The organism is Alkalilimnicola sp. S0819, from assembly GCF_009295635.1.
Classification (GTDB): domain Bacteria; phylum Pseudomonadota; class Gammaproteobacteria; order Nitrococcales; family WHIW01; genus S0819.
The window spans coordinates 14,002-34,861 of record NZ_WHIW01000017.1; the positions used below are offsets into that span (position 1 = coordinate 14,002).

Here is a 20,860-nt window from a genome sequence, read left to right on the forward strand (position 1 = left end):
CATGTCGCGCCTGTCCCTGTATTTGTTCGGCGGTTTTCGCGCCCTGGTCGATGAGCGAGCGCTCAGCGGTATCTACGACCATGTGCGCGCCCTGCTCGCCTACCTGGCCGTGGAACCGAACAAGGGCCACCGACGGGAGGTGCTCGCCGAGCTGCTCTGGCCCTACGAGAGCGAAGAGGTCGCTCGACGCAATCTGCGCCAGGCCCTGTCGCGCCTGCGCACGGCGCTGGACGACCGGGAGCGCCCTCAGCCGCTGCTGGAAGTGGATCGCAACAGCATCCGCTTCAACCCCGACGGCGATTGCTTCGTGGACGTGCTCGCCTTTCAGGCCTGCGCGGCGGGCAACAGCGCCTCGTCGCGCGATCTGCCCTGGCTGGAGAAAGCCGCCAGCCTCTACCAGGGGCACTTCCTCGATGGCTTTCACCTGCCCGACAACCCCGATTTCGAGCAATGGCAGGAAGCTCGCGCCGAGCAATTCCGCCTGCACGCCCTCTCGCAATTGAGCGCGCTGGCGGAACACCGGGAATCCATGGGCGAGCTCGCCGCGGCCATGGAGGTCTGCCGCCAGCAACTCGCGCTGGAGCCCTGGCACGAGCCGGCTCACGCCCAACTGATGCGGCTGCTGGCCCGCAGCGGCCAGCGCCATGCCGCGCTGGCGCAGTACCAGCAGTGCGTGGAACAACTGGCCGAGGAGCTGGGTGCGGAGCCCGAACCCAGCACCCAACGCCTGCACCAGCAGATTGCCGGCGGCGATTTCCGCCGAGAGCCGATGGAGAGCCGCCGCAGCGCCGAAGCGGCCGGGCGCCGCCAGGTGACGGTGCTCTATTGCGCGCTCAGCGAACCACCGGCCATGGATCCGGAGGACTTCGTCGAGATCGTGCGCGCCTTCAAGAAACGCTGTGATGAAGTCGCCCAGCGCTTCCAGGCCCATCAGGCGGACAGCCACGGCGGCGCGCGCATCCTGTTCTTCGGCTTCCCCCACGCTCAGGGCGACGACGCCCGCCGCGCCCTCTACGCCGCGCTGCGCCTGCAGGAGGAAGTCCGCCAACTCGCCGAGCGCCAGCGCTGCGAGTTGCAACTACGCACCGGCGCCCACACCGGCCTGATGGTGACCGCCGAAGCGGAGGCCGACCTGCCGGCGGATCTCATCGGCACGCCCCTGAACGCGGCCATGCAGCTGCGCTTCCTGGCCGAGGCGAACGAGATCCTGGTGAGCGCCGACACCGAACGCCTGGTGCGCGCCCATTTCCGCCTCCATCGCCGGCAACTGCCACCAGCCGAGGAAATCCGCGCCGCCCTGCCCGGCTTCCGCCTAGAGGCGGCGATCAGCCCGGACCTGGACGAGCGCGGCGACTTCTACGCCGATCAGGGCAACTTCATCGGCCGAGAAAAAGAGCTCGCGCAACTGCTGGGGCTTTGGGATAACACCCGCCGAGGACAGGGCCAGGTGCTGCTGCTCGAGGGGGATAGCGGCATTGGCAAGTCCCGGCTGCTGCAGGCATTCCGCCAGCGTATCGCTGAGCAGCCCCATCACCTGAGGCTGTTGCGCTGCTTCCCCGACTACCAGAGCAGCGCCCTGCACCCGGTCATCGAATTGCTCAACCAGATCTGTGGTTTCAAGGCCCGCGACAGCCAGCGACAGCGTCGGGAGAAACTCGCCGAAGCCCTCCAACGCCTGGACCTGTATGACGACACCGCGCTGCGCACCCTCGGCGATCTGTTGCAACTCCATCCGGACGCGGAAGCCGCCGGCGAGCAGGGCCTGCATCATCAGCAGCAGACCCTGAACCTCCTGGCACAGCTGCAACGCCACAGTAGCCGCCAGAAACCGCTGCTGTGGATCGTCGAGGATCTGCATTGGGCGGACCCCTCCACCCTGGAGCTGATCAAGCAACTGGCCGCCGCCAGCAAGGACCACGCCATACTGATGATCCTCACCGCGCGCCCCGGACACAGCCCGTCCTGGCTCAAGTCCGGCCACTGCCGGCGGCTGATCCTGGACCCCTTGCCGACCCAGGAGGTCCGGCGACTGGTGGCCGCACTCGCTCGGCACAAGGACCTGCCCGAACTGGTGGTGGACGAGATCGTCACCCGCACCGACGGCGTGCCGCTGTTCGTGGAGGAGCTCACCAAGACCCTGCTGGAATCGGACCTGCTGCGCGAGACCCATCACCGCTTCGAGCTGAGCGGCCCTTCTCCCAGCGTCGCCCTGCCCTTCACCCTGCAAGACTCCCTCATGGCGCGCCTGGACCGCCTGGGCACCGCCAAGGGGGTGGCCCAGTGGGGCGCGGTGCTGGGGCGCGAATTCCCCCACGCCCTGCTCGCGGAAGTCGTCGACATGGACGAAACCGCGCTGGAGCTGGAGCTGAATCGGCTGCTGGAAGCGGAACTGCTGTACCTGCGCGAGGACACCGGCGAGCGCATCTACGGCTTCCGCCACGCGCTGATCCAGGAAGTGGCCTATGAATCCCTGCTGCGCCGGCACCGCCAGGTCATGCACCAATTGGCCGCGGAAGCACTGGAGGATCAGTCCCGCGCCGATCGTGCCCCGCCGCCGGAGTGGCTGGCGCACCACTACACCGAGGCAGCGCTGTTCGAGCAAGCCGTGGATTACTGGCTGCGGGCCGGCCACCAGGCCGCGGCACTGTACGCCTATAACGAGGCAGTCAGCCATCTGCGTCGAGGCCTCGCCCTGCTGGAGCGCCTCCCGGAGGACGGCGACCGGACGCGGCGGGAGTTCGACCTGCGCATCGCGCTGGGCGTCCCGTTGATGCTCTGCGCCGGCCCGGTGCCGGAGATCGAACAAAGCTATGCGCGCGCCCTGGAGCTGAGCGAATCCCTGGGCGATGAACAGGAGCTCTTCCCCGCCCGGCGCGGGCTCTACACCTACTACGCGGGCCAGGGGGACTACCACACCGCAGAACAACTGGCACGCCAGCTGCTGGAGGACGCCGGCACGGCGCCCGAACAGCTCATCGAGGCCCAGCGTACCCTGGGTACCACGCTATTGCTGCGGGGCCGTCTGGGGGATGCCGCCGAACGCCTGCAAGGCGCCCTCACCCTCTATGATCCGGCCGCCCATGGCGGCCTTTCCCAGCATTACGGAATAGACCCGGGCCTTGCCGCCTTTTCGCTCTTGGCAATCATCGACTGGCTGCACGGCGCACCGGAAGTGGCGCGCCAGCGCACGGCCGAGGCGCTGCGCATGGCCCGGGAGGCAGCCCACCCCTCCACCCTGGGCTGGTGCCTGAACATCGCCCTGATCATCAGCGAGCTGGACGAGAACCCCACCCACACCCTGGAATTGGCCGAAGAACTGGGATACCTGGCGGACAAGCATCTGATACCGCTGTGGAACAGCTGGGGGGCTATCATGCGGGACAAGGCGAAAGCGGAGCTGACAGAGCAACCCGCCAGCCTGGATAGACTCAACGAAGCCTTCGCCGAGTACGACCGCCTCGGCGCCGCCATGGGACGCCCCTACGCCCTGGCCCTGTGGGCGGACACCTGTTTGCGGGCCGGCCGCACCGCCCAGGGGTTGGAAATCGTCGACAAGGCGCTGGCCTGGGTGGAACGCCACGATGCGCGCCTGCATGAAGCGGAGCTGCACCGCCTGAAGGGCGCGCTGCTGCTGGCCGGGGGGCAATCATCGCACACCGAGGCCGGCCTGCAGGCCCTGGGCCGCGCGATGAGCATCGCCCGGGCACAGGGGGCTTCGGCCTTTGAACTGCGGGCCACGGTGTCGCTGGCCGAGCATCTACGCGCCTGGGGCGCGGAGGAAGAGGCGGAACGGCTCACCGGCGAACTGTTGGCCCGTCTGAAGCGGCAGAACGCCGACTGGCAGCGCCGGAACTGGAAGGAATGGGAAGCGGCACAGGCCCTGCTGGCGGCTCATTCCTGAACCGCCAGCAAGGCCACCGACTCAGATACCCTTGGCCCGGAACCACTCGTGCAGCTTCTCGGCGCACTGCTCCCAGCCCGGCTCCAGCATGAACATATGCCCATGCCCCTGTAGCTCGATCAGGTCAGCGCCCTGCTGCTGGGCAATCTCCCGCTCCATGGCAATCACCGAGGTATGATCGTCAGTGCCGCTGATGACGAGGCGCGGGATGCTCGAACCGGTCAGGTCCGCGGACACTTCGCCCTTGAGCACTTCCACACCGGCCACCGCCGATTCCGGCACCATCTTGTCGAACACCGCCCGCTGACGCTCGGCTTCCACCCGGTTCAGCACCGCGCTCTTGCTCACCTTGAAGCCGGGCTTCAGGGGCTTCTTGCGAATCATCGCGGGCAGGGATTTGAAGATGTGCAGTAGAAACCAGATGTTGAACGGCGGATTCTGGAACTTCACCCCCGCCACCGGCGCCGAACTGGCCATAACCAGCGCCTTCAAGGGCGTGTCCGTGGCCACCATCTGGGCGATGGCACCGCCCATGGAGTGGCCGATCAATACCGGCTCGCCGCCCAGCTCGGCAATCACGCCGCGCACATCGGCGGCATAGTCGTTCAGGCTCAGGGCGCCCAGATTATCGAGCTCGGGATTGGGCGGGTGACCGCGCAGGTTCATGGCGTAGCAGTCATAACCAAGCCCGGCGAAATGGTGCAGAAAGGTTTCCCAGTTCCAGGAGCCCGCGCTGGCGCCGTGCACGAAAAGCAGCTTCTGGCCGTCGCCCGGCGCATGATCCACCAGCAGGCCGTTGATCTTCTTTTGTTCCAAAGCCATGGTTCCCCTCGAAGCGAATGCGGCTCGCGTGAGCCTGTTTATTGTGTATGGCATCAATAGCAGAGTTTGCCCCGGCGGAAAACGACCGGGCAAAAAAAAGGCGGCCGCCGCCGCCTTTTCCCGCAAGGCCCGTGGGCCTTACACCTTTTCCTTGATGCGGGCGGACTTGCCGCTGCGCTCACGCAGGTAATAGAGCTTGGCGCGGCGCACATCGCCACGACGCTTCACGGTGATGCTCTCGATCAGCGGGCTGTGCGTCTGGAACACACGCTCCACACCCTCGCCATGGGAGACCTTGCGCACGGTGAAGGAGGAGTTCAGGCCGCGGTTACGCTTGGCGATCACCACACCTTCGAAAGCCTGCAGACGCTCGCGGCTACCCTCACGGACCCGCACCTGCACCACCACGGTGTCACCGGCGCCGAACTCCGGCACCTCATGCTTGCTGGCTTCCAACTGCTCTTTCTCGAGCTGCTCGATAATGTTGCTCATAGCTCCTACCCTTCCCGTTCTCCCGGGCCCTCTCGGGCGCGGCGTTCCGTAATGAATTCATCGAGCAAACGCCGATCGCTGTCGGTCAACGTCTCTCGCCGTATCAACTCCGGCCTGCGCTGCCAGGTCCGCCCCAGCTGCTGTTGGCGCCGCCAGCGCGCAATGGCCTGGTGATCCCCGCTGAGCAGCACCTGCGGTACCGATCGCTCCAACACCTGCTCCGGCCGGGTGTAGTGCGGGCAATCCAGCAGGCCGTCCGTGAAGGAGTCCTGCGCGGCAGACTGATCGTGGCCCAGCACACCCGGCAGCAGCCGGCTGACCGCATCGATCATCACCATCGCACCCAGCTCGCCACCGCTGAGCACGTAATCGCCAATGGACCATTCCTCGTCCACCCGCGATTCGATCAAACGCTCGTCGACGCCCTCGTAGCGGCCGCAGACCAACAACAATCTCGCCCGCCCCGCCAGTTCCTCGCAGGCTGCCTGGTCCAGGCGTCGCCCCTGGGGGCTGAGGTAGGCGACCCGCACCGGCTCGGGGCTCGCCGCCCGGGCCGCGTCAATGGCGTCGGCCAGCGGCTGGTACTTCATCACCATGCCGGGCCCGCCGCCGTAGGGCCGGTCATCCACCGTACGGTGCCGGTCCAGGGTATAGTCCCGCGGGTTCCAGCAGACCAGCTCCAACAAGCCCGCCTCGCAGGCCCTGCCGGTCACGCCGTGGCGCCCCACCGTTTCCACCAGTTCGGGAAACAGGGTCAGCACATCGACGCGCATCAGAACTCCGGGTCCCAGTCCACCTCCAGGCGGCCCGCTTGCAGGTCCACCCGCTTCACCACCTGATCGAGCAGGAAAGGGATCAGGCGCTCCCGCTCCCCTCGCACCACCAGCACGTCGTTGGCGCCGGTCTCGATGAGGTGGTCGACCCGACCCAGATCCTGACCATCCACGGTCAGCACCCGCAGACCTTCCAGATCGGTCCAGTAGTACTCGTCGGCGGCCGCTGCCGGCAGCTGCTCGCGGGGAACACGAATGTCGACGCCCATGTACAGGCGTGCCTGTTCGCGATCGTCCACGCCCTGGAGCTTGACCACCAGGGTCTTGCCCTGCGGGCGGCCCTGCTCAAGTTCAATGCGCTGCTCTTCACCGCGCAACTGGATCCACCACTGCGGGTAGTCCAGCAGATTCTCGCGCGGGTCGGTGTAGGAATGCACCTTCACCCAGCCGCGCACGCCGTAAAGGCCGGAAATACGGCCCAGGGTCAGCCAGCGCCGATCCTCCACGCTGCCCTACCGTCGCTTACGCGGCGGCTTCGTTCTCCGCGCCGGCGGCCTGCGCCTGCTTGATCAGCTGGGCGACGCGCTCACTGGGCTGCGCACCCTGGCCGATCCAGTAGTTCACGCGCTCCAGGTCCAGCTTCAGCGGCACGTCCTGGCCACTGGCCACGGCGTTGAAGTAACCCAGGCGCTCGATGAAGCGGCCGTCGCGGGCGTTGCGGCTGTCCGTCACCACCACCTGATAGAACGGGCGCTTCTTCGAACCACCACGAGCCAGTCGAATCGTTACCATGCGATCAAATACCCCTTGAGGAAACCTGCCTGTATGCCAAACCGGCAGCCGGGCTGATGAAACCGCGCATTGTACTGGTTTGACGGTGAATGTGAAGACTCGTCAAGCGTCTAGAAGCCCATACCCGGGGGCAGGCCGCCGCCGCCGCCCATCTGGCGCATCATTTTTTTCATGCCGCCCTTCTTGAATTGCTTCATCATCTTCTGCATCTGCTTGAATTGCTTCAGCAAACGGTTGACGTCCTGAACCTGCACCCCGGAACCGGCGGCGATGCGGCGCTTGCGCGAGCCATTGATGACGTCCGGGCGCTGGCGCTCTTTCGGAGTCATGGAGTTGACGATGGCGATGAGCCGGCCCACCTGCTTGTCGTTGACCTGGGATTTCACCTCATCGGGCAGCTTCCCCATGCCGGGCAACTTGTCCAGCAGCCCGCCCATGCCGCCAAGCTTGCCGATCTGCTGCATCTGATCGCGGAAATCTTCCAGATCGAAGCCCTTGCCCTTCTTCATCTTCTGGGCGAGCTTCTCGGCCTGCTGGCGATCGACCTTGCTCTCCACCTCCTCGACCAGGCTGAGCACATCGCCCATGCCGAGGATGCGCGAGGCCACCCGGTCCGGGTGGAAGGGCTCAAGCGCGGTGCTGCGCTCACCCACGCCCAGGAACTTGATGGGCTTGCCGGTGACATGGCGAATGGAGAGCGCCGCGCCGCCGCGGGCGTCACCGTCGGTCTTGGTGAGGATCACGCCGGTAAGCGGCAGGGCTTCGTCGAAGGCCTTGGCGGTGTTCACCGCGTCCTGGCCGGTCATGCTGTCCACCACGAACAGCGTCTCCACCGGCTCCACCGCGGCATTGAGGCGGCGGGCCTCCTCCATCAGCACCTCGTCCACATGCAGGCGCCCGGCGGTATCCACCAGCAGCACGTCGATAAAACGGGTACGGGCATGCTCCAGAGCCGCCTCGGCGATGGCCACCGGGTCCTGATCCGCGGTGCTGGGGAAGAACTCCACCCCCACCTCGGTGGCCAGTGTCTGGAGCTGGTCAATGGCGGCCGGGCGGTAGACGTCACAGCTCACCACCATGACCTTCTTCTTCTCGCGCTCCTTCAGCCAGCGGGCGAGCTTGCCCACGCTGGTGGTCTTGCCCGAGCCCTGCAGGCCGGCCATCATCACCACCGCGGGCGGCCGGGTGGCGAGGTTCAAGGCGTCGTTGGCCTCGCCCATCACCCGCACCAGCTCGTCGCGGACGATCTTCACCAGCGCCTGGCCGGGCGTGAGGCTCTTCCTCACCTCCTCGCCCAGCGCCCGCTCGCGCACCTGGGCGACGAATTCACGCACCACCGGCAGCGCCACATCGGCTTCCAACAGGGCCATGCGCACTTCGCGCAGGGTATCCTTGATGTTGTCCTCGGTGAGACGGGCCTGACCACGCAGGCTCTTGACTATGCCGTCCAGGCGATCGCTGAGATTGTCGAACATGAAGGCGACTCGCTCGCTAGATGTACTCGAAAGACCCGGCAGTATAACGAAGCCGGCGGCCCGCTGCTGCACAGCCCCGCTTCAATAGCGCGAAGCCCTGTGCGATGATCCGAACGTGCCTCAGCTGGCCATCATCGGGATCGGATGCCACACGTACTCATCAGTATTATCGTGCTCAACCTCTATCTGGCCAGCGGCAGCGGTTTAGCCTGGTTCGTTGCCCGGCGTGGGCCCCGGGCCCGCGCCATCAGCCTGGGGCTGGGGCTCGCGGCGGTGCTGGGCCACCTGACGGTGGCCTATCTGCTGGCCTCGCAAGGCGAGGGGCTGCGGCTGGGCTTTTTCGACGCCGCCTCGCTGGTGGCGGCGATCATGGCCGCGGTGGTGCTGCTCACGGCGCTGCGCGCACCCAGTGAAAACCTGGGGATATTCGTCATGCCCCTGGCGGCGCTCACGCTGCTCGCCAGCCTGCTCCCCGGCGGCGGCGCGGGGCGCCCCATCGCCGATGGGCTGGCCGCCCATGTGCTCTGCTCGGTGCTTGCCTACGGCGTGCTCGCCATCGCCGCCTTGCAGGCGCTGATGCTCGCGTGGCAGGAACACCGTTTGCGTCACAAGCACCCGGGTGGGCTGGCGCGCCTGCTGCCGCCCCTGCAAGTCATGGAGCAGCTGCTGTTCCAGCTGCTGCACCTGGGTTTTGTGCTGCTCAGCCTGTCGCTGCTCACGGGCTTCGTGTTTCTGGAGGACATGTTCGCCCAGCACGTGGCCCACAAGACCGTGCTCTCCATCGTCGCCTGGCTGCTGTTTGGCATTCTGCTGTGGGGCCGGCGCCGCTTCGGCTGGCGCGGCCGGCTGGCGGCACGCTGGACGATCGGCGGCTTCATTGCCTTGATGCTCGCCTACTTCGGCAGCAAGCTGGTCTTGCAGTACCTGCTCGGCCACTGATTCACTCCGCGATTTCCAGCCACCCAGAGACCCGACACTCTTGCAGGACATTCCTTTAAGCATTCTTTTCGCCGCGCTGGGCGCTTTGCTGCTGCTGTCAGCCGCCTTTTCCGGTTCGGAAACGGCATTGATGACGCTGAACCGCTACCGGCTCAAGCATCTGGTCAAGCAGGGCCACAGGGGGGCGCGCGTGGCAAATGCCCTGCTGGAGCGGCCCGATCGGCTGATCGGCGTGATCCTGCTGGGCAATAATTTCGTCAATGTAGCCGCCTCCTCCCTGGCGACGATCATCGCCATGAGGCTGGGTGGCGAGGGTGCCATCGCCATTGCCGCGGGCATCCTCACCCTGGCCATCCTGGTGTTCTCCGAGGTCACCCCCAAGACCCTGGCCGCCTTGCACCCGGAGCGCCTCGCCTTTCCGGCCAGTTACGTACTCGCCCTGCTGCTGCGGGTGCTCTATCCGCTGGTGTGGGCAGTCAACGGCGTGGCCAACGGTTTGCTGCGGCTGGTCGGAGTGCGCGCCGACGAGATTGCCGGCCAGGCACTCAGCCGCGAGGAACTGCGCACTGTGGTGAACGAGGCCGGCGCACTGATCCCTCGCCGCCATCAGGCCATGCTCATCAATCTGCTGGACCTGGAGGAGGTCACGGTGGAGGACATCATGGTGCCGCGCAACGAGATCGTCGGCATCGACCTGACCGACGACTGGGGCAAGATCCTGGAGCAGCTGAGCACCAGCCAGCATACCCGCCTGCCTGTCTACAACGGCACCATCGATCAGGTTCAGGGGCTGATTCACGCCCGGCGGATCATGCGGGTGCTGGCGGAAGGCGAACTGACCCGCGAGCACCTGCTGGCGGGCCTGCGGGAGCCCTATTTCATTCCCGAGAACACCCCGCTGCACACCCAGCTATTGAACTTCCAACGGGAGCGTCGGCGCATTGGCCTGGTGGTGGATGAATACGGTGACATCCTCGGGCTGGTGACCCTGGAGGACATCCTCGAGGAGGTGGTGGGGGAATTCACCACCGACCCGGCGGCGGCCAACAAGGACATCGAGCGCCAGCCCGATGGCAGCCACCTGGTGGAGGGCAGCGCCTCGCTGCGAGAGCTGGGCCGGGTGCTGAAATGGGAACTGCCCACCGACGGTCCGAAGACCTTGAACGGCCTGATCCTGGAGCACATGGAGAACATCCCCGAACCGGGCACCAGCCTGATGCTCTACGGCCGCCCGGTGACCATCGTCCAGCTCAAGGGCAACAAGGTGAAGACCGCCCTGGTCATGCCGCCCTGGGGCAGGAAACCCTAGCGCGGCTGACGCGGGCTCAGGCTCGGCGCCAGGTGGTGCCGCCGGCGCCGTCCTCGATCGTCACCCCCTGGGCCTGCAGCTGGTCGCGAATCCGGTCAGCGGTGGCGAAATCCCGATCCTGGCGCGCCTGGGTGCGTTCGGCCAGCAGCGCCTCGATGCGGGCATCATCCAGTCCGTCCTCGCCGGGCCCCACCGCCTCGCCGCGCAGATACTGCTCCGGATCCTCCTGCAGCAAGCCCAGCCGACCCCCAAGGCCACGCAATAGCGCACCCAGCGAAGCCGCCCGCGCAGGGTCCTGCTCGCGCTGGCGGTTGATCTCCCGGGCCAGCTCGAAGAGCACCGCGAGGGCGCCCGGGGTGTTGAAGTCATCATCCATTGCGGCCTGGAAGCGCGCGGCGAATTCGCTCTGCGCCGGGGACTCGGCATCGGGCAGACCGCGCAAGGCCAAATACAGCCGCTCCACGGCGTGCCCCGCACCGTCCAGTTCCTGATCGCTGTAGTTCAGCGGCCCGCGGTAATGGCTGGCGAGCAGGAAATAGCGCACCTGCTCGGCCCGATAGCGGGCCAGGATGTCGCGCACGGTGAAGAAGTTGCCCAGGGACTTGGACATCTTCTCTTCATTGATGCGCACATGGCCGTTGTGCATCCAGTAATTGGCGTAATGGCAGCCGGTGGCCGCCTCGCTCTGGGCGATCTCGTTCTCGTGATGCGGGAACTGCAGATCCAGCCCGCCGCCGTGTATGTCGAAGCTCGCCCCCAGGCTCTCGGTGGACATGGCCGAACACTCGATATGCCAGCCGGGGCGGCCGCGCCCCCAAGGCGAATCCCAGGCGGGCTCATCCGGGCGCGCCGCCTTCCACAGGGCAAAGTCCACCGGGTCGCGCTTCGCCTCGCCCACTTCCACCCGGGAGCCGGCACGCAGCTCCGCCACCCGCTTGCCGGAGAGCCGCCCGTAGCGCTCGAAACGGCTCACCGAGTAATAGACATCGCCGTTGCCCGCCTCGTAGGCGTAGCCCTTGTCGATGAGCACGGTAATCATGTCGATGATCGCCGGCATCGCCCGGGTCGCCCGGGGCTCCTGGTCCGGGGGCAGCACGCCCAGCGCGGCGGCATCCTCGTGCATGGCGGCGATGAAGCGGGCGGTGAGGGTGTCCATGTCCACGCCCAGCTCCGCGGCGCGGCGGATGATCTTGTCATCCACATCGGTGATGTTGCGCACGTACTCCACCTGGTAACCGCTGGCCCGCAGATGCCGCACCACCATGTCGAACACCACCATGGCCCGCGCGTGCCCCAGATGGCAGTAGTCGTAGACGGTCATGCCGCAGACGTACATGCGCACCTTGCCTGGCTCCAGGGGGGTGAAGCGTTCCTTGGTATTGCTGAGGCTGTTGTAGATCTGCAGCATCCGGGTTGTTTCCAGTGGCTCTCGGGGCGGCGACATAGTAGCGAAAAGGCGCCCGGGCCGCTAACCCGCGCGGCGTTCACAGCGATCGCCGGTCGCGGTACAGTGCCGACGCTGTACCTGAGCCACAGGGGAAGAAACGGTGAGCCTGCCCAGTTATTTCATATCCGATCTGCATCTGGACCGGTCACGACCGGCCATCACCGACTTGTTCCTGCGCTTTCTGGGGACAGCCGCGGAGGAATGCGAGGCGCTGTACATCCTCGGCGACCTGTTCGAGGCCTGGATCGGCGACGATGCGGTGGGCCCCGAGGAGCCGGTGATCGCCGGCCTCGCCGCTTTCTCCGCCCGCCGCCCGCTGTACTTTCTGCACGGCAACCGGGATTTCCTCATCGGCGAGCGCTTCGCCGCGCTGACCGGCGCGCAGCTGCTGCCGGACCCCTGCGTGCACCGGCTCTACGGGCGCGACGTGCTGCTGATGCACGGCGACCTGCTCTGCACCGATGACCACGAGTACCAGGCGCTGCGGGTGCAACTACGCGATCCGCGCTGGCAGCAGGCCTTCCTCGCCCGAAGCATCGAGGAGCGCATCGCCTTCGCCCGGGATGCCCGGGAGAAGAGCAGCGCGCGCAACAGCCGCACCGAGGAATACCTGATGGACGTCAACCAGGGCACCGTGGAGCGGACACTGCGCGAGCACGGCGTGGACCGCCTGATCCACGGCCACACCCATCGGCCCGCCGTGCATGAGTTCACGCTGGACGGCGCCGTGGCACAACGCATCGTGTTGGGTGACTGGTACGAACAGGGCAGCCTGCTGGTCTACGGCCCCGAGGGCTTCGAACTGCGTCAGCTGCCCCTGCCCTGAGCGGCTTACAGGCCGATGGCGAACATTCTCTCCAGATCGTGCTGGGACTGGGTGCGGAAGGCGATGAGGGTTTCCGTGTCGGCGATGCCCGGCATGGGCTGCAGATGCTCGGTCACCAGCTCGGCCAGCTTCTCGTTGGAGGCGACCCGCAGGATCACCACCAGATCATAGCGACCGCCCACGGAATAGACCTCGGAGACACCGTTCACCTCCACCAGCGCCTCGGCCACTTCGTTGACCTTGCCGCGTTCGGCATTGAGCAGGATGATCGCGGTAACCATGACAGGCTCCTTAGGGTAGGGTTCAGTTGGTTCAGTTTATCAGCCATGCGCCGGCATTCACCGTCGCCGTATGGCCGACCCATGCCAGAGCAGGGTATCAGCAGCGCCCCGGCTCGGCCTGCTTGACGAACAGCTCGGCGGCCAGGCCGGGAATCGGCCAGGGCACCGGAATCGAATACGTCATGCGTCCCCACAATGGCGGGGCCGAGGTTTTCATCAAACCTTTCGGCGCACTCGGGTACAATCCGCGCCATGCAATATTTCGCCACCTGTGCCCGCGGCCTGGAACCCCTGCTCGCGGAGGAACTCGCCGAGCTGGGCGCCCAGGAAATCCGTCAGCGCCCCGCCGGGGTCGCCTTCCAGGCCCAGCTGCCCAGCGCCTATCGCGTCTGCCTGTGGACCCGCCTGGCGAGCCGGGTGCTGCTGCAACTGACCGAGTTCGTCGCCACCGACGGCGACGCCCTGTACCAAGGGGCGCTGACGCTGCCCTGGAACGAGCACATGAGCGCCACGCAGCGTTTCGCCGTGGAAGCCACCGGCCGCTCCCGCGGCATCAATAATAGCCATTATGCGGCGCTGCGCATCAAGGATGCGGTGGTGGACCATTTTCGCGAACGCGACGGCCAGCGCCCCTCGGTGGATACGGCCACACCGCAGATACGGCTGCACTGCCACATTCACCGGGAACGGGCGGCCATCAGCCTGGACCTCTCGGGCGCCAGCCTGCACCGCCGGGGCTACCGGCTGCAGGGTGCCCGCGCGCCGCTGAAGGAAACCCTGGCCGCCGCCATCCTGCTCCGTGCCCGCTGGCCGGCCTTCGCCGCCCAGGGCCGGCCCCTGCTGGACCCCATGTGCGGCTCCGCCACCCTGCCCATAGAGGCCGCCCTGATGGCGGCCGATATCGCGCCGGGGCTGCTGCGCGAGGCCTTCGGCCTGGAACACTGGCAGGGGCACCGCCCCACGGTGTGGAATGAGCTGCTGGACGAAGCCCGTGCACGGCGCGAAGCCGGGCTCCACAGCCTGCCCCGCATCAGCGGCTACGATGCCGACGCCAGCGCGGTACGCACCGCGCTGGAGAACGTGGAGCGCGCCGGCCTGCGCGGTCATGTGCACATCGAGAAACGCGAACTGGACGACCTGCAGCCCCCCGCCGGCGAGCCCGGCCTGGTGGTGGTCAACCCGCCCTATGGCGAGCGCATCGGCCAGCAGACGCAACTGGTGCCGCTCTATGCCCGCCTCGGGCAACGCTTTCGCGAAGCCCTGCCCGGCTGGGAGGCGGCGGTGCTGCAACCCCAGGACGACAGCCTGCGCCTGGGTCTCAAGCCCCATCACCGCTACAAGCTCTTCAACGGCGCCCTGCCCTGCGAACTGGGCCTGTTCGCGCTGGCCACGGAGAAGGAAACCGAAACCGCGCCGGAATTCGCCAACCGCCTGCGCAAGAACCTGCGCCACCTGGCGCGCTGGGCAAGGCGCGAAGAGGTCAGTTGCTACCGGGTCTACGACGCCGACATGCCGGAGTACGCCCTGGCGGTGGACCTGTACGTGGATGAGCAACAGCGGCGCTGGGCCCATGTGCAGGAATATCAGGCGCCGCCCAGTGTCGAAGCCCACAGGGCCGCCCGGCGCCTGCGCGGGGCGCTGGCCGCCCTGCCGGAAGCTCTCGACGTGGAGCCGCAGCGAGTGGCCTTCAAGCTGCGCCGGCGTCAGAAGGGCAGTAGCCAGTACCAGCGCCTGGGCGAGCGGGGGGAGTACCTCACCGTGCGTGAAGGCCCGGCCCGGCTGCGGGTGAACCTGCACGACTACCTGGACACGGGCCTGTTCCTGGATCATCGTCCGGTGCGCCTGGACCTGGGGCGCCGGGCCCGGGGCAAGCGGTTCTTGAACCTGTTCTGCTATACCGGTGCCGCCACGGTGCACGCCGGCCTGGGCGGCGCGCTGGAGACAACCAGCGTGGACCTGTCCAGCCGCTACCTGGACTGGGCCGAGGACAACCTCACCCTCAACGGCCTGGGCGGCTCGCGTCATCGTCTGATCCAGACCGATTGCCTGCAGTGGCTGGAAGACGGCGAGGACCGGGGCCGCTACGACCTGATCTTCCTGGACCCGCCCAGCTTCTCCAACTCCAAGCGCATGGCGCAGGAACTGGACGTGCAGCGCGATCATGCGTGGCTGATCCGCCACACGGTGGAACTGCTCCGCCCCGGCGGGCTGCTGATCTTCTCCACCAACCGCCGCGGCTTCCGCCTGGACGACGGTGCCCTGGAAGGGCTGGAGATTCACGACGTGACCAAGGCCAGTATTCCGCCCGACTTCACCCGTCGCCCCGGCATACACCAATGCTTCGAGATCCGGCGCGCCCAGGGCGATACTGATTGAGCCCCCGGGCCGCTGAGGCAGCCAGGGACGCCTCGACAAGGTGGCGACCGCCGCGAATCGCCGCCACTCTTTGCCAAGGGGAGCAACGCCGGCGAGGTGCGGCTGCTTACCGCCCGAAGGCACCGCAGGCGGACACGCCCCCGCCCGGCGCCCCAACACCTTTCCAAAGCCCCGCCACGCCCCCACCTCGAGAAAAACGGCCCCGGCAGTCGCCTACGGGCGCCTGCGGCCATCACGGCACGCATTGCCTCAGGGAGGTTCCCATGCGCCGTCTGCCCACACACCGTCTGTCCGGCAAGCATCTACTCATGCTCCCGGCAACCCTCGGCCTGCTTGCCGCCTGTGCCTCCACCCCGCCGCCGACCGGTGAGCTCGCCCAGGCGGACAGCGCCGTGGAACGGGCCGAGCAGGCGGGCGCGGTGGAATACGCCCCCCTCGCCCTGCGTGAAGCCCGCAACAAGCTGCGCACGGCGCGGGACGCCATGACCGAGAAGAAACACACCCGTGCCCGCCGGCTGGCCGAACAAGCCACCGCCGATGCCGAGTACGCCGAAGCCGAGGCCCGGGCGGAGCATACGGAGGCACTGGCGGCCGAGAACCTGAGCAGCCTGGACACGCTGCGTGACGAACTGCAACGCCGGGAGGATCGCTCATGACAGCCCTGCATCCGCGCCTTGTCCTGCTGGTGGTGCTGATCGTTGCCCTGCTCGGCGCCTGCGCCGGCGTTCCCGAACGCAGCGACGCCCTGCGCCAGGCCGAGCAGGCCGTGGCCTTGGCCGAAGGCAATCCCGCCGTCAGCCGCCATGCCCCGGTGGAACTGGCCCGGGCACAGGAAACCCTGCAGCAGGCCGAGCAGGCCCGCCAAGCCGATGCCGATACGAACGAAATAGACCACTTGGCGTATCTGGCTCGCCGACAGGCCCAAACCGCCGAAGCCGTGGCGCGGGAGGCCGCCGCGGCTGAAACAGCCGTGCGAACCGCGGAACAGCGCCGCCGGCTGATTACCGAGAACCGCGAGCAGGAAGCCGCGCTCGCCCGCGCGGAGGCGCGCCGCCAGCGCGAAATGGCGGAACGCGCGCAAGCGGAGCTGCGCGATGCCCGCGCCCGCCTACAGGACATGGCGCCCCGTCAGACCGACCGCGGGCTGGTGCTGACCCTGGGCTCTTTCCTCTTCGCCACCGACAGCGCCGAGCTGCGCCCCTCCGCCGCCGCCTCCTTGGACAAGCTCGCCACCTTCCTGCGGGAGCATCCTCGCCAGCGAGCCATCATCGAGGGCCACACCGACGCCACAGGCCCGGATCAGTACAACCTGGAGCTCTCCCAACGCCGGGCCCGAGCGGTGGTGCGCGCGCTGAGTCAGCGCGGCATAGATCCGCATCGGCTGCGCGCCATCGGCTACGGCAAGGATCACCCGGTGGCGGACAACAGCTCCGTTGAAGGGCGTAGCCAGAACCGGCGCGTGGAATTGGTGCTGAGCGAAGAACCTACGATGCGCGATACCCGCGCCGGCGCCCCGCGGGGTGGGCAAACCGGGCCCAGGGGCTGAGCGCCGGGAGAATACCGGAAGCCGACGAAGGGCCACGACACCCTTTGTGGAAGGCACTTGGCGCTGTCCCAGCAAGGGAGGCGGCCGTGTATCTGCCGATGCCCGCGGCTGACCGGGAAATCGGCAAACCTGTCCGCCCCCCCTCGCCGCCGCCCCCAGGGAAAGGCGCGCGAAGTGTCGACGAACAGGCGGTTGGGCCCGGCGCTGGCTAGTCCAGGGAAGGCTTGCCCCGCGCCGCCTTGGTGCGCTGGCGCTGCTTCTTGGCGTCCAGCCGGCGACGCTTGGCCGCGGCGCCGGGTCGGGTGGGAATGCGCGCCTTGGGCCGCTGGCTGGCCTCCCGCACCAGGTCCATCAGCCGCTGGCGAGCATCTTCCCGGTTCTGCTCACGGCTGCGAAAACGGTGCGCCTCGATCAGCAGATCGCCGTCACGGGTCATGCGCCGGCCGGCGAGACGCACCAGACGGCGGCGCAGGGGTTCTGGCAGGGAACGGTTGCGGAAGACGTTGAAGCGCAGCTGCACCGCGGTGGCCGTGGTATTCACGTGCTGACCGCCGGGCCCGGGCGAGCGCAGGAATTGCTCCTGCAACTCGCCTTCGTCGATGGCAATGCCGGGGGCGATCTGCATCAGTCGCGGAAATTGTTGAACTGCAGCGGCAACTCCAGCTCTTCCCCGCGCAGCAGCGCCATCACCGCTTGCAGGTCGTCCCGCTTCTTGCCGGTCACCCTCAGCTTGTCGCCCTGGATCTGGCTCTGGACCTTGAGCTTGCTCTGCTTGATCAGCTTGCTGATCTTCTTGCCCATGTCCTGATCGATGCCCTGCCTCAGCGATACCGACTGGCGGGCCTGCTTGCCGCTCTGCTCCGGCTCGCCGGGTTCCACCGCGGCGACATCCACCCCGCGCCTGGCGAGCTTGGCGTAGAGCACGTCCATCATCTGCTGGAGCTGGAATTCGGACTCGCTCACCAGGGTGATGCGCTCGCCTTCCAGGCTGAAGCTGGAATCGGTGCCCTTGAAATCGAATCGGGTGCTGACTTCGCGGTTGGCCTGATCCACCGCGTTGCTCACCTCGTGCATGTCCACTTCGGAAACCACGTCAAAGGAAGGCATGTTCGCTCCACTCGGCTGCTGACTCAGGCCGGCGGCAAGGTCTTTGCCCCCGGCGGCACGAACAACAGGATACGGGCAAGCTCCGCGCGGGGCGAGAGCAGGTCCTGCAGGGTATAGTTGTCGAGCACGCCCAGGAAGGCGGCCAGCGCCTCGCCGAGAATCCCCTTGAGTCGGCAACTGGCGTCGATGCGGCAGTCGTTGCCTGCCTGGAAACATTCCACCAGCATCAGGTCTTCTTCGGTGCTGCGCACCAGCACCCCGAGGTTCACGTCCTCCGGCGCCTGGCGCAGCCGGAAGCCGCCGCCCTTGCCGCGCACGGTCTCCACATAACCCAGCTTGTTCAGCTGGTGCACCACCTTCATCAGATGGTTGCGGGAGATGCCGTAGCGCTCCGCCACTTCCTGGATGGTGGAGAGTTCCTCGCCCTTGAGCCCCACGTACATCAGCACGCGCAGGCAGTAATCGGTATAGCGTGTCAGTCGCACCCGCGGCTCCTTACTCGTTATCAGCCTGGCCGACCGTCTGGCCGAGGCCGGGTCAATATGGGCCAGTACAACAGTACAAACAGGCTGAAGGCACCCGCCCACAGCACGGCGGACAGATTCACCAGCAGACTATATTGTCCACCCGCGTTCACCGCCCCCAGGCTTCTGAGCACCGCCGCCGCCAGCACGCAGACATAGGTGAGCACCGCACCGCGCATCAAGCGCAGCGGCCGCCCGGTGTGACCCAGGCAAACCCGGGTGATCACGCCGATGATGAGGGTGCCGATGGCCCCCGCGCCCAACACATGAAACCACAGGCTGGGCGTGATTGCCTGCATGAAGGGCTGAAGGCCCTTGATCGACAAGGCCGCCACGATCCAGACATAGGCCAGGTGCAGGATCCACAGCAACGGTTGCGCCGCGCTCAGCCAGCCTCGCCAGGCGAACAGACGCAGCCCGTTGAGCGCCGCCGCCACCAGGGCCAACACACCGACCATCGCCGCCGGCGCGGCGAACAACTCCAGGGGCACGATCAGGGCGGTGCTGACGATCACCGCGTGGTCCAGCCGCCGCGGGCGTCGCACCTGCTCCGGCGCCCCGCCCTGCATGCGCAGCCAGTTGGCGGTGAAGGCCGGAGTGATCCGCCCGGCGATCACCACCATCATCAGCGTGATCAGGTTCAGCCCCAGCACCATGCCGGTACGGGCCGTCATCGCCACGCCGTTGAACTCGGCGTGCATGAGCAGGTTCGCCAGCGCCAGCAGGCCGATGATGCCGGCGAGAAACAGGTTCCGCCTGTTCCCATAGCGGCGCAGCACCTGTGCGGTATGCAGCCCCAGCACGGCAAGGAAAGCCAGATCCAGCAAGGCCACCAGCAGCGCCGGCAGCCAGCCGCTCAGCCACATGGCGATACGCCCCAGCAACCACAGGCCCACCAGTGCCTGCAGCCGCCGCCCGGTGAGCGGCGGCGCGCCGGTCCAATTGCACATGGCGGTGAGCAGAAAGCCGGCGATGGCCGCGCCCACCATGCCGAAGAGCATTTCATGGGCGTGCCAGAGGCTGGGCTGCATGCTCAGTGGCAGGCGTGCAAAGCCGAAGAACTGGGCGATCCAGACCAACACCACCAGGGCGGCATAGGCGCCCAGCAGCAGGAAGAAAGGCCGGAACGGATGAGCGAACAGAACACGGGGCCGGGCCTGCTCAGACATGCGAGCCACCTCCGGAATTTGCAAAGGATGAGGATGCGCGGCCACGCCGCGCCGCACCCGACGACGGGCGACTCAGCACGTACACCGCCACACCGAGCAGCAGCGCGCTCAGCAGGAGACGAAGGGGCAGCGAGGGCAGCACCACCCACAGCCAGCCGGCACTGAGGCCCAGCCCCAGGGCGGCGAGCAGCTTGGCCCGGCGCGGAACAGCCCGGTGCCGCTGCCAGTCGCGCAGCAGCGGCCCGAATCGGGGATGGCGGTGCAGCCGCCGATGCAGACGGGGCGAACCGCGCATGGCGCAGGCCGCCGCCAGCAACACGAAAGGCGTGGTGGGCAGCACGGGCAACAGCAGCCCAGCGCCGCCCAGCAACAGGCACGCGTGGGCCAGCGCCAACCAGCCTCTGCGTTGCCATGTTCCTGCGCTCCTGCCGTTCACCGAGAGCCTCCGGCCTCACCCCGCAAATGAACATTTATTCTGTATGCATGTTAGAAAACAAGCAAGCGCTCCATGCCCGCGCACCTCAGTCCCGGGCGTACTCCAACAAGCCCTTGAGCGCTTCCGCGACGGCTTTGCGACGCACAGCCTCTCGGTCACCGCTGAACTGTCGGCGCAGGGCCCACAGATCACCGTCCGCCAACGCCCAGGCAAACCAGACCGTGCCCACCGGCTTGTCCTCGCAACCACCCCCCGGCCCGGCCACGCCGCTGATGGCGACACTGAGCTCCACCTCCGCGCGGGTCTGCGCTCCGCGGGCCATTTCCCGCACCACCGCCTCGCTCACTGCGCCATGGGCTTCCAGCGTCGCCGGGGCCACGCCCAGCATGTCCTGCTTGGCCGCGTTGGAGTAGCTCACGTAGCCGCGCTCGAACCAGGCCGAACTGCCCGCCACATCGGTAAGCACCTTGGCCACCCAGCCACCCGTGCAGGATTCCGCCGTCGCGCAGCGCCAGCCCGCCCGACGCAACTGCCGCCCCAGATCCAGCGCCAGCAGGTCCAGGCCCGTATCCTTCTCGCTCACGCTTCCCTCCTTCGTTGGCGGAACACCTGATCGGCAAATCGCGCTTACGCGCGGTAAGCCAG

Annotated in this window: 21 protein-coding genes; 7 read left to right on the forward strand and 14 right to left on the reverse strand. The window is 67.2% G+C overall.

Going from position 1 to position 20,860, the window contains the following annotated elements; translation table 11 throughout:
* Window position 1 precedes the first annotated feature (1 nt).
* Window positions 2-3,901, forward strand: coding sequence for a BTAD domain-containing putative transcriptional regulator (locus tag GBG68_RS12480; RefSeq protein ID WP_152147853.1), 3,900 nt, complete (start codon window positions 2-4; stop codon window positions 3,899-3,901).
* Between the two features lie 21 nt (window positions 3,902-3,922).
* Here GBG68_RS12480 and GBG68_RS12485 read toward each other — a convergent pair whose 3' ends face one another.
* The 6 genes from GBG68_RS12485 to ffh form a co-directional block, all read right to left on the reverse strand.
* Window positions 3,923-4,723, reverse strand: coding sequence for an alpha/beta fold hydrolase (locus GBG68_RS12485; RefSeq protein ID WP_193222332.1), 801 nt, complete (start codon window positions 4,721-4,723; stop codon window positions 3,923-3,925).
* A gap of 138 nt (window positions 4,724-4,861) precedes the next feature.
* The gene (rplS, locus tag GBG68_RS12490; protein WP_152147857.1) at window positions 4,862-5,215 is read right to left on the reverse strand and encodes a 50S ribosomal protein L19; all 354 of its coding nucleotides are present in this window, start codon (window positions 5,213-5,215) and stop codon (window positions 4,862-4,864) included.
* Window positions 5,216-5,220: 5 nt separating this feature from the next.
* A complete protein-coding gene (gene trmD, locus GBG68_RS12495; RefSeq protein WP_152147859.1) occupies window positions 5,221-5,988 on the reverse strand; it encodes a tRNA (guanosine(37)-N1)-methyltransferase TrmD in 768 nt (255 codons plus the stop codon).
* Window positions 5,988-6,494: a ribosome maturation factor RimM gene (rimM, locus tag GBG68_RS12500; protein ID WP_152147861.1), complete on the reverse strand. Its 507-nt coding sequence runs from the start codon at window positions 6,492-6,494 to the stop codon at window positions 5,988-5,990. Before rimM ends, trmD begins: the two co-directional genes overlap by 1 nt.
* Window positions 6,495-6,510: 16 nt before the next feature.
* A complete protein-coding gene (rpsP, locus tag GBG68_RS12505) occupies window positions 6,511-6,780 on the reverse strand; it encodes a 30S ribosomal protein S16 (protein WP_152147863.1) in 270 nt (89 codons plus the stop codon).
* A 110-nt stretch (window positions 6,781-6,890) separates the two neighbouring features.
* Entirely contained in the window at window positions 6,891-8,255 is a 1,365-nt protein-coding gene (gene ffh, locus GBG68_RS12510; RefSeq protein WP_152147864.1) for a signal recognition particle protein, read from the reverse strand.
* A 144-nt stretch (window positions 8,256-8,399) separates the two neighbouring features.
* Between ffh and GBG68_RS12515 the strand changes: the two genes are divergently transcribed.
* Both GBG68_RS12515 and GBG68_RS12520 read left to right on the forward strand, forming a co-directional pair.
* Window positions 8,400-9,194 carry an inner membrane protein YpjD gene (locus GBG68_RS12515; protein ID WP_152147866.1) on the forward strand — a complete coding sequence of 265 codons (795 nt, stop codon included), beginning with the start codon at window positions 8,400-8,402 and terminating at the stop codon, window positions 9,192-9,194.
* A gap of 40 nt (window positions 9,195-9,234) precedes the next feature.
* Window positions 9,235-10,503 (forward strand): HlyC/CorC family transporter, encoded by a 1,269-nt coding sequence (locus GBG68_RS12520; protein WP_152147868.1) that lies wholly within the window; start codon window positions 9,235-9,237, stop codon window positions 10,501-10,503.
* A 16-nt stretch (window positions 10,504-10,519) separates the two neighbouring features.
* Here the strand turns inward: GBG68_RS12520 and cysS are convergent, their stop codons facing one another.
* Window positions 10,520-11,911, reverse strand: a complete 1,392-nt coding sequence (gene cysS, locus GBG68_RS12525) for a cysteine--tRNA ligase (RefSeq protein WP_152147870.1) — start codon at window positions 11,909-11,911, stop codon at window positions 10,520-10,522.
* 139 nt (window positions 11,912-12,050) lie between these two features.
* Here cysS and GBG68_RS12530 point away from each other — a divergent pair, with 139 nt between their 5' ends.
* Window positions 12,051-12,776 (forward strand): UDP-2,3-diacylglucosamine diphosphatase, encoded by a 726-nt coding sequence (locus GBG68_RS12530; RefSeq protein WP_319020501.1) that lies wholly within the window; start codon window positions 12,051-12,053, stop codon window positions 12,774-12,776.
* Window positions 12,777-12,781: 5 nt separating this feature from the next.
* Here GBG68_RS12530 and GBG68_RS12535 read toward each other — a convergent pair whose 3' ends face one another.
* Window positions 12,782-13,057 carry an Lrp/AsnC family transcriptional regulator gene (locus GBG68_RS12535; RefSeq protein WP_152147872.1) on the reverse strand — a complete coding sequence of 92 codons (276 nt, stop codon included), beginning with the start codon at window positions 13,055-13,057 and terminating at the stop codon, window positions 12,782-12,784.
* A 252-nt stretch (window positions 13,058-13,309) separates the two neighbouring features.
* On the opposite strand from GBG68_RS12535, the gene rlmKL reads away from it, so the two are divergent.
* The 3 genes from rlmKL to GBG68_RS12550 all read left to right on the forward strand — a co-directional run bounded on the left by rlmKL (window position 13,310) and on the right by GBG68_RS12550 (window position 16,979).
* Window positions 13,310-15,433: a bifunctional 23S rRNA (guanine(2069)-N(7))-methyltransferase RlmK/23S rRNA (guanine(2445)-N(2))-methyltransferase RlmL gene (rlmKL, locus tag GBG68_RS12540; protein WP_152147874.1), complete on the forward strand. Its 2,124-nt coding sequence runs from the start codon at window positions 13,310-13,312 to the stop codon at window positions 15,431-15,433.
* A 263-nt stretch (window positions 15,434-15,696) separates the two neighbouring features.
* A complete protein-coding gene (locus tag GBG68_RS12545) occupies window positions 15,697-16,089 on the forward strand; it encodes a DUF4398 domain-containing protein (protein WP_152147875.1) in 393 nt (130 codons plus the stop codon).
* Window positions 16,086-16,979, forward strand: a complete 894-nt coding sequence (locus GBG68_RS12550) for an OmpA family protein (RefSeq protein WP_152147877.1) — start codon at window positions 16,086-16,088, stop codon at window positions 16,977-16,979. Before GBG68_RS12545 ends, GBG68_RS12550 begins: the two co-directional genes overlap by 4 nt.
* Before the next feature lie 208 nt (window positions 16,980-17,187).
* Here GBG68_RS12550 and arfB read toward each other — a convergent pair whose 3' ends face one another.
* The 6 genes from arfB to pncC all read right to left on the reverse strand — a co-directional run bounded on the left by arfB (window position 17,188) and on the right by pncC (window position 20,798).
* Window positions 17,188-17,604 carry an alternative ribosome rescue aminoacyl-tRNA hydrolase ArfB gene (arfB, locus tag GBG68_RS12555; protein WP_319020502.1) on the reverse strand — a complete coding sequence of 139 codons (417 nt, stop codon included), beginning with the start codon at window positions 17,602-17,604 and terminating at the stop codon, window positions 17,188-17,190.
* Window positions 17,604-18,086, reverse strand: a complete 483-nt coding sequence (locus GBG68_RS12560) for a YajQ family cyclic di-GMP-binding protein (protein WP_152147881.1) — start codon at window positions 18,084-18,086, stop codon at window positions 17,604-17,606. Before GBG68_RS12560 ends, arfB begins: the two co-directional genes overlap by 1 nt.
* Window positions 18,087-18,109: 23 nt before the next feature.
* Window positions 18,110-18,571 carry an RrF2 family transcriptional regulator gene (locus GBG68_RS12565; RefSeq protein WP_152147883.1) on the reverse strand — a complete coding sequence of 154 codons (462 nt, stop codon included), beginning with the start codon at window positions 18,569-18,571 and terminating at the stop codon, window positions 18,110-18,112.
* A 20-nt stretch (window positions 18,572-18,591) separates the two neighbouring features.
* Window positions 18,592-19,779, reverse strand: coding sequence for an NnrS family protein (locus tag GBG68_RS12570; protein ID WP_152147884.1), 1,188 nt, complete (start codon window positions 19,777-19,779; stop codon window positions 18,592-18,594).
* A complete protein-coding gene (locus GBG68_RS12575; protein WP_152147886.1) occupies window positions 19,772-20,173 on the reverse strand; it encodes a YbaN family protein in 402 nt (133 codons plus the stop codon). The genes GBG68_RS12570 and GBG68_RS12575 overlap by 8 nt, the downstream gene beginning before the upstream one ends.
* 127 nt (window positions 20,174-20,300) lie before the next feature.
* On the reverse strand, window positions 20,301-20,798 hold the full coding sequence (pncC, locus tag GBG68_RS12580; protein ID WP_226801795.1) for a nicotinamide-nucleotide amidase: 498 nt from the start codon (window positions 20,796-20,798) through the stop codon (window positions 20,301-20,303).
* Window positions 20,799-20,860 lie beyond the last annotated feature (62 nt).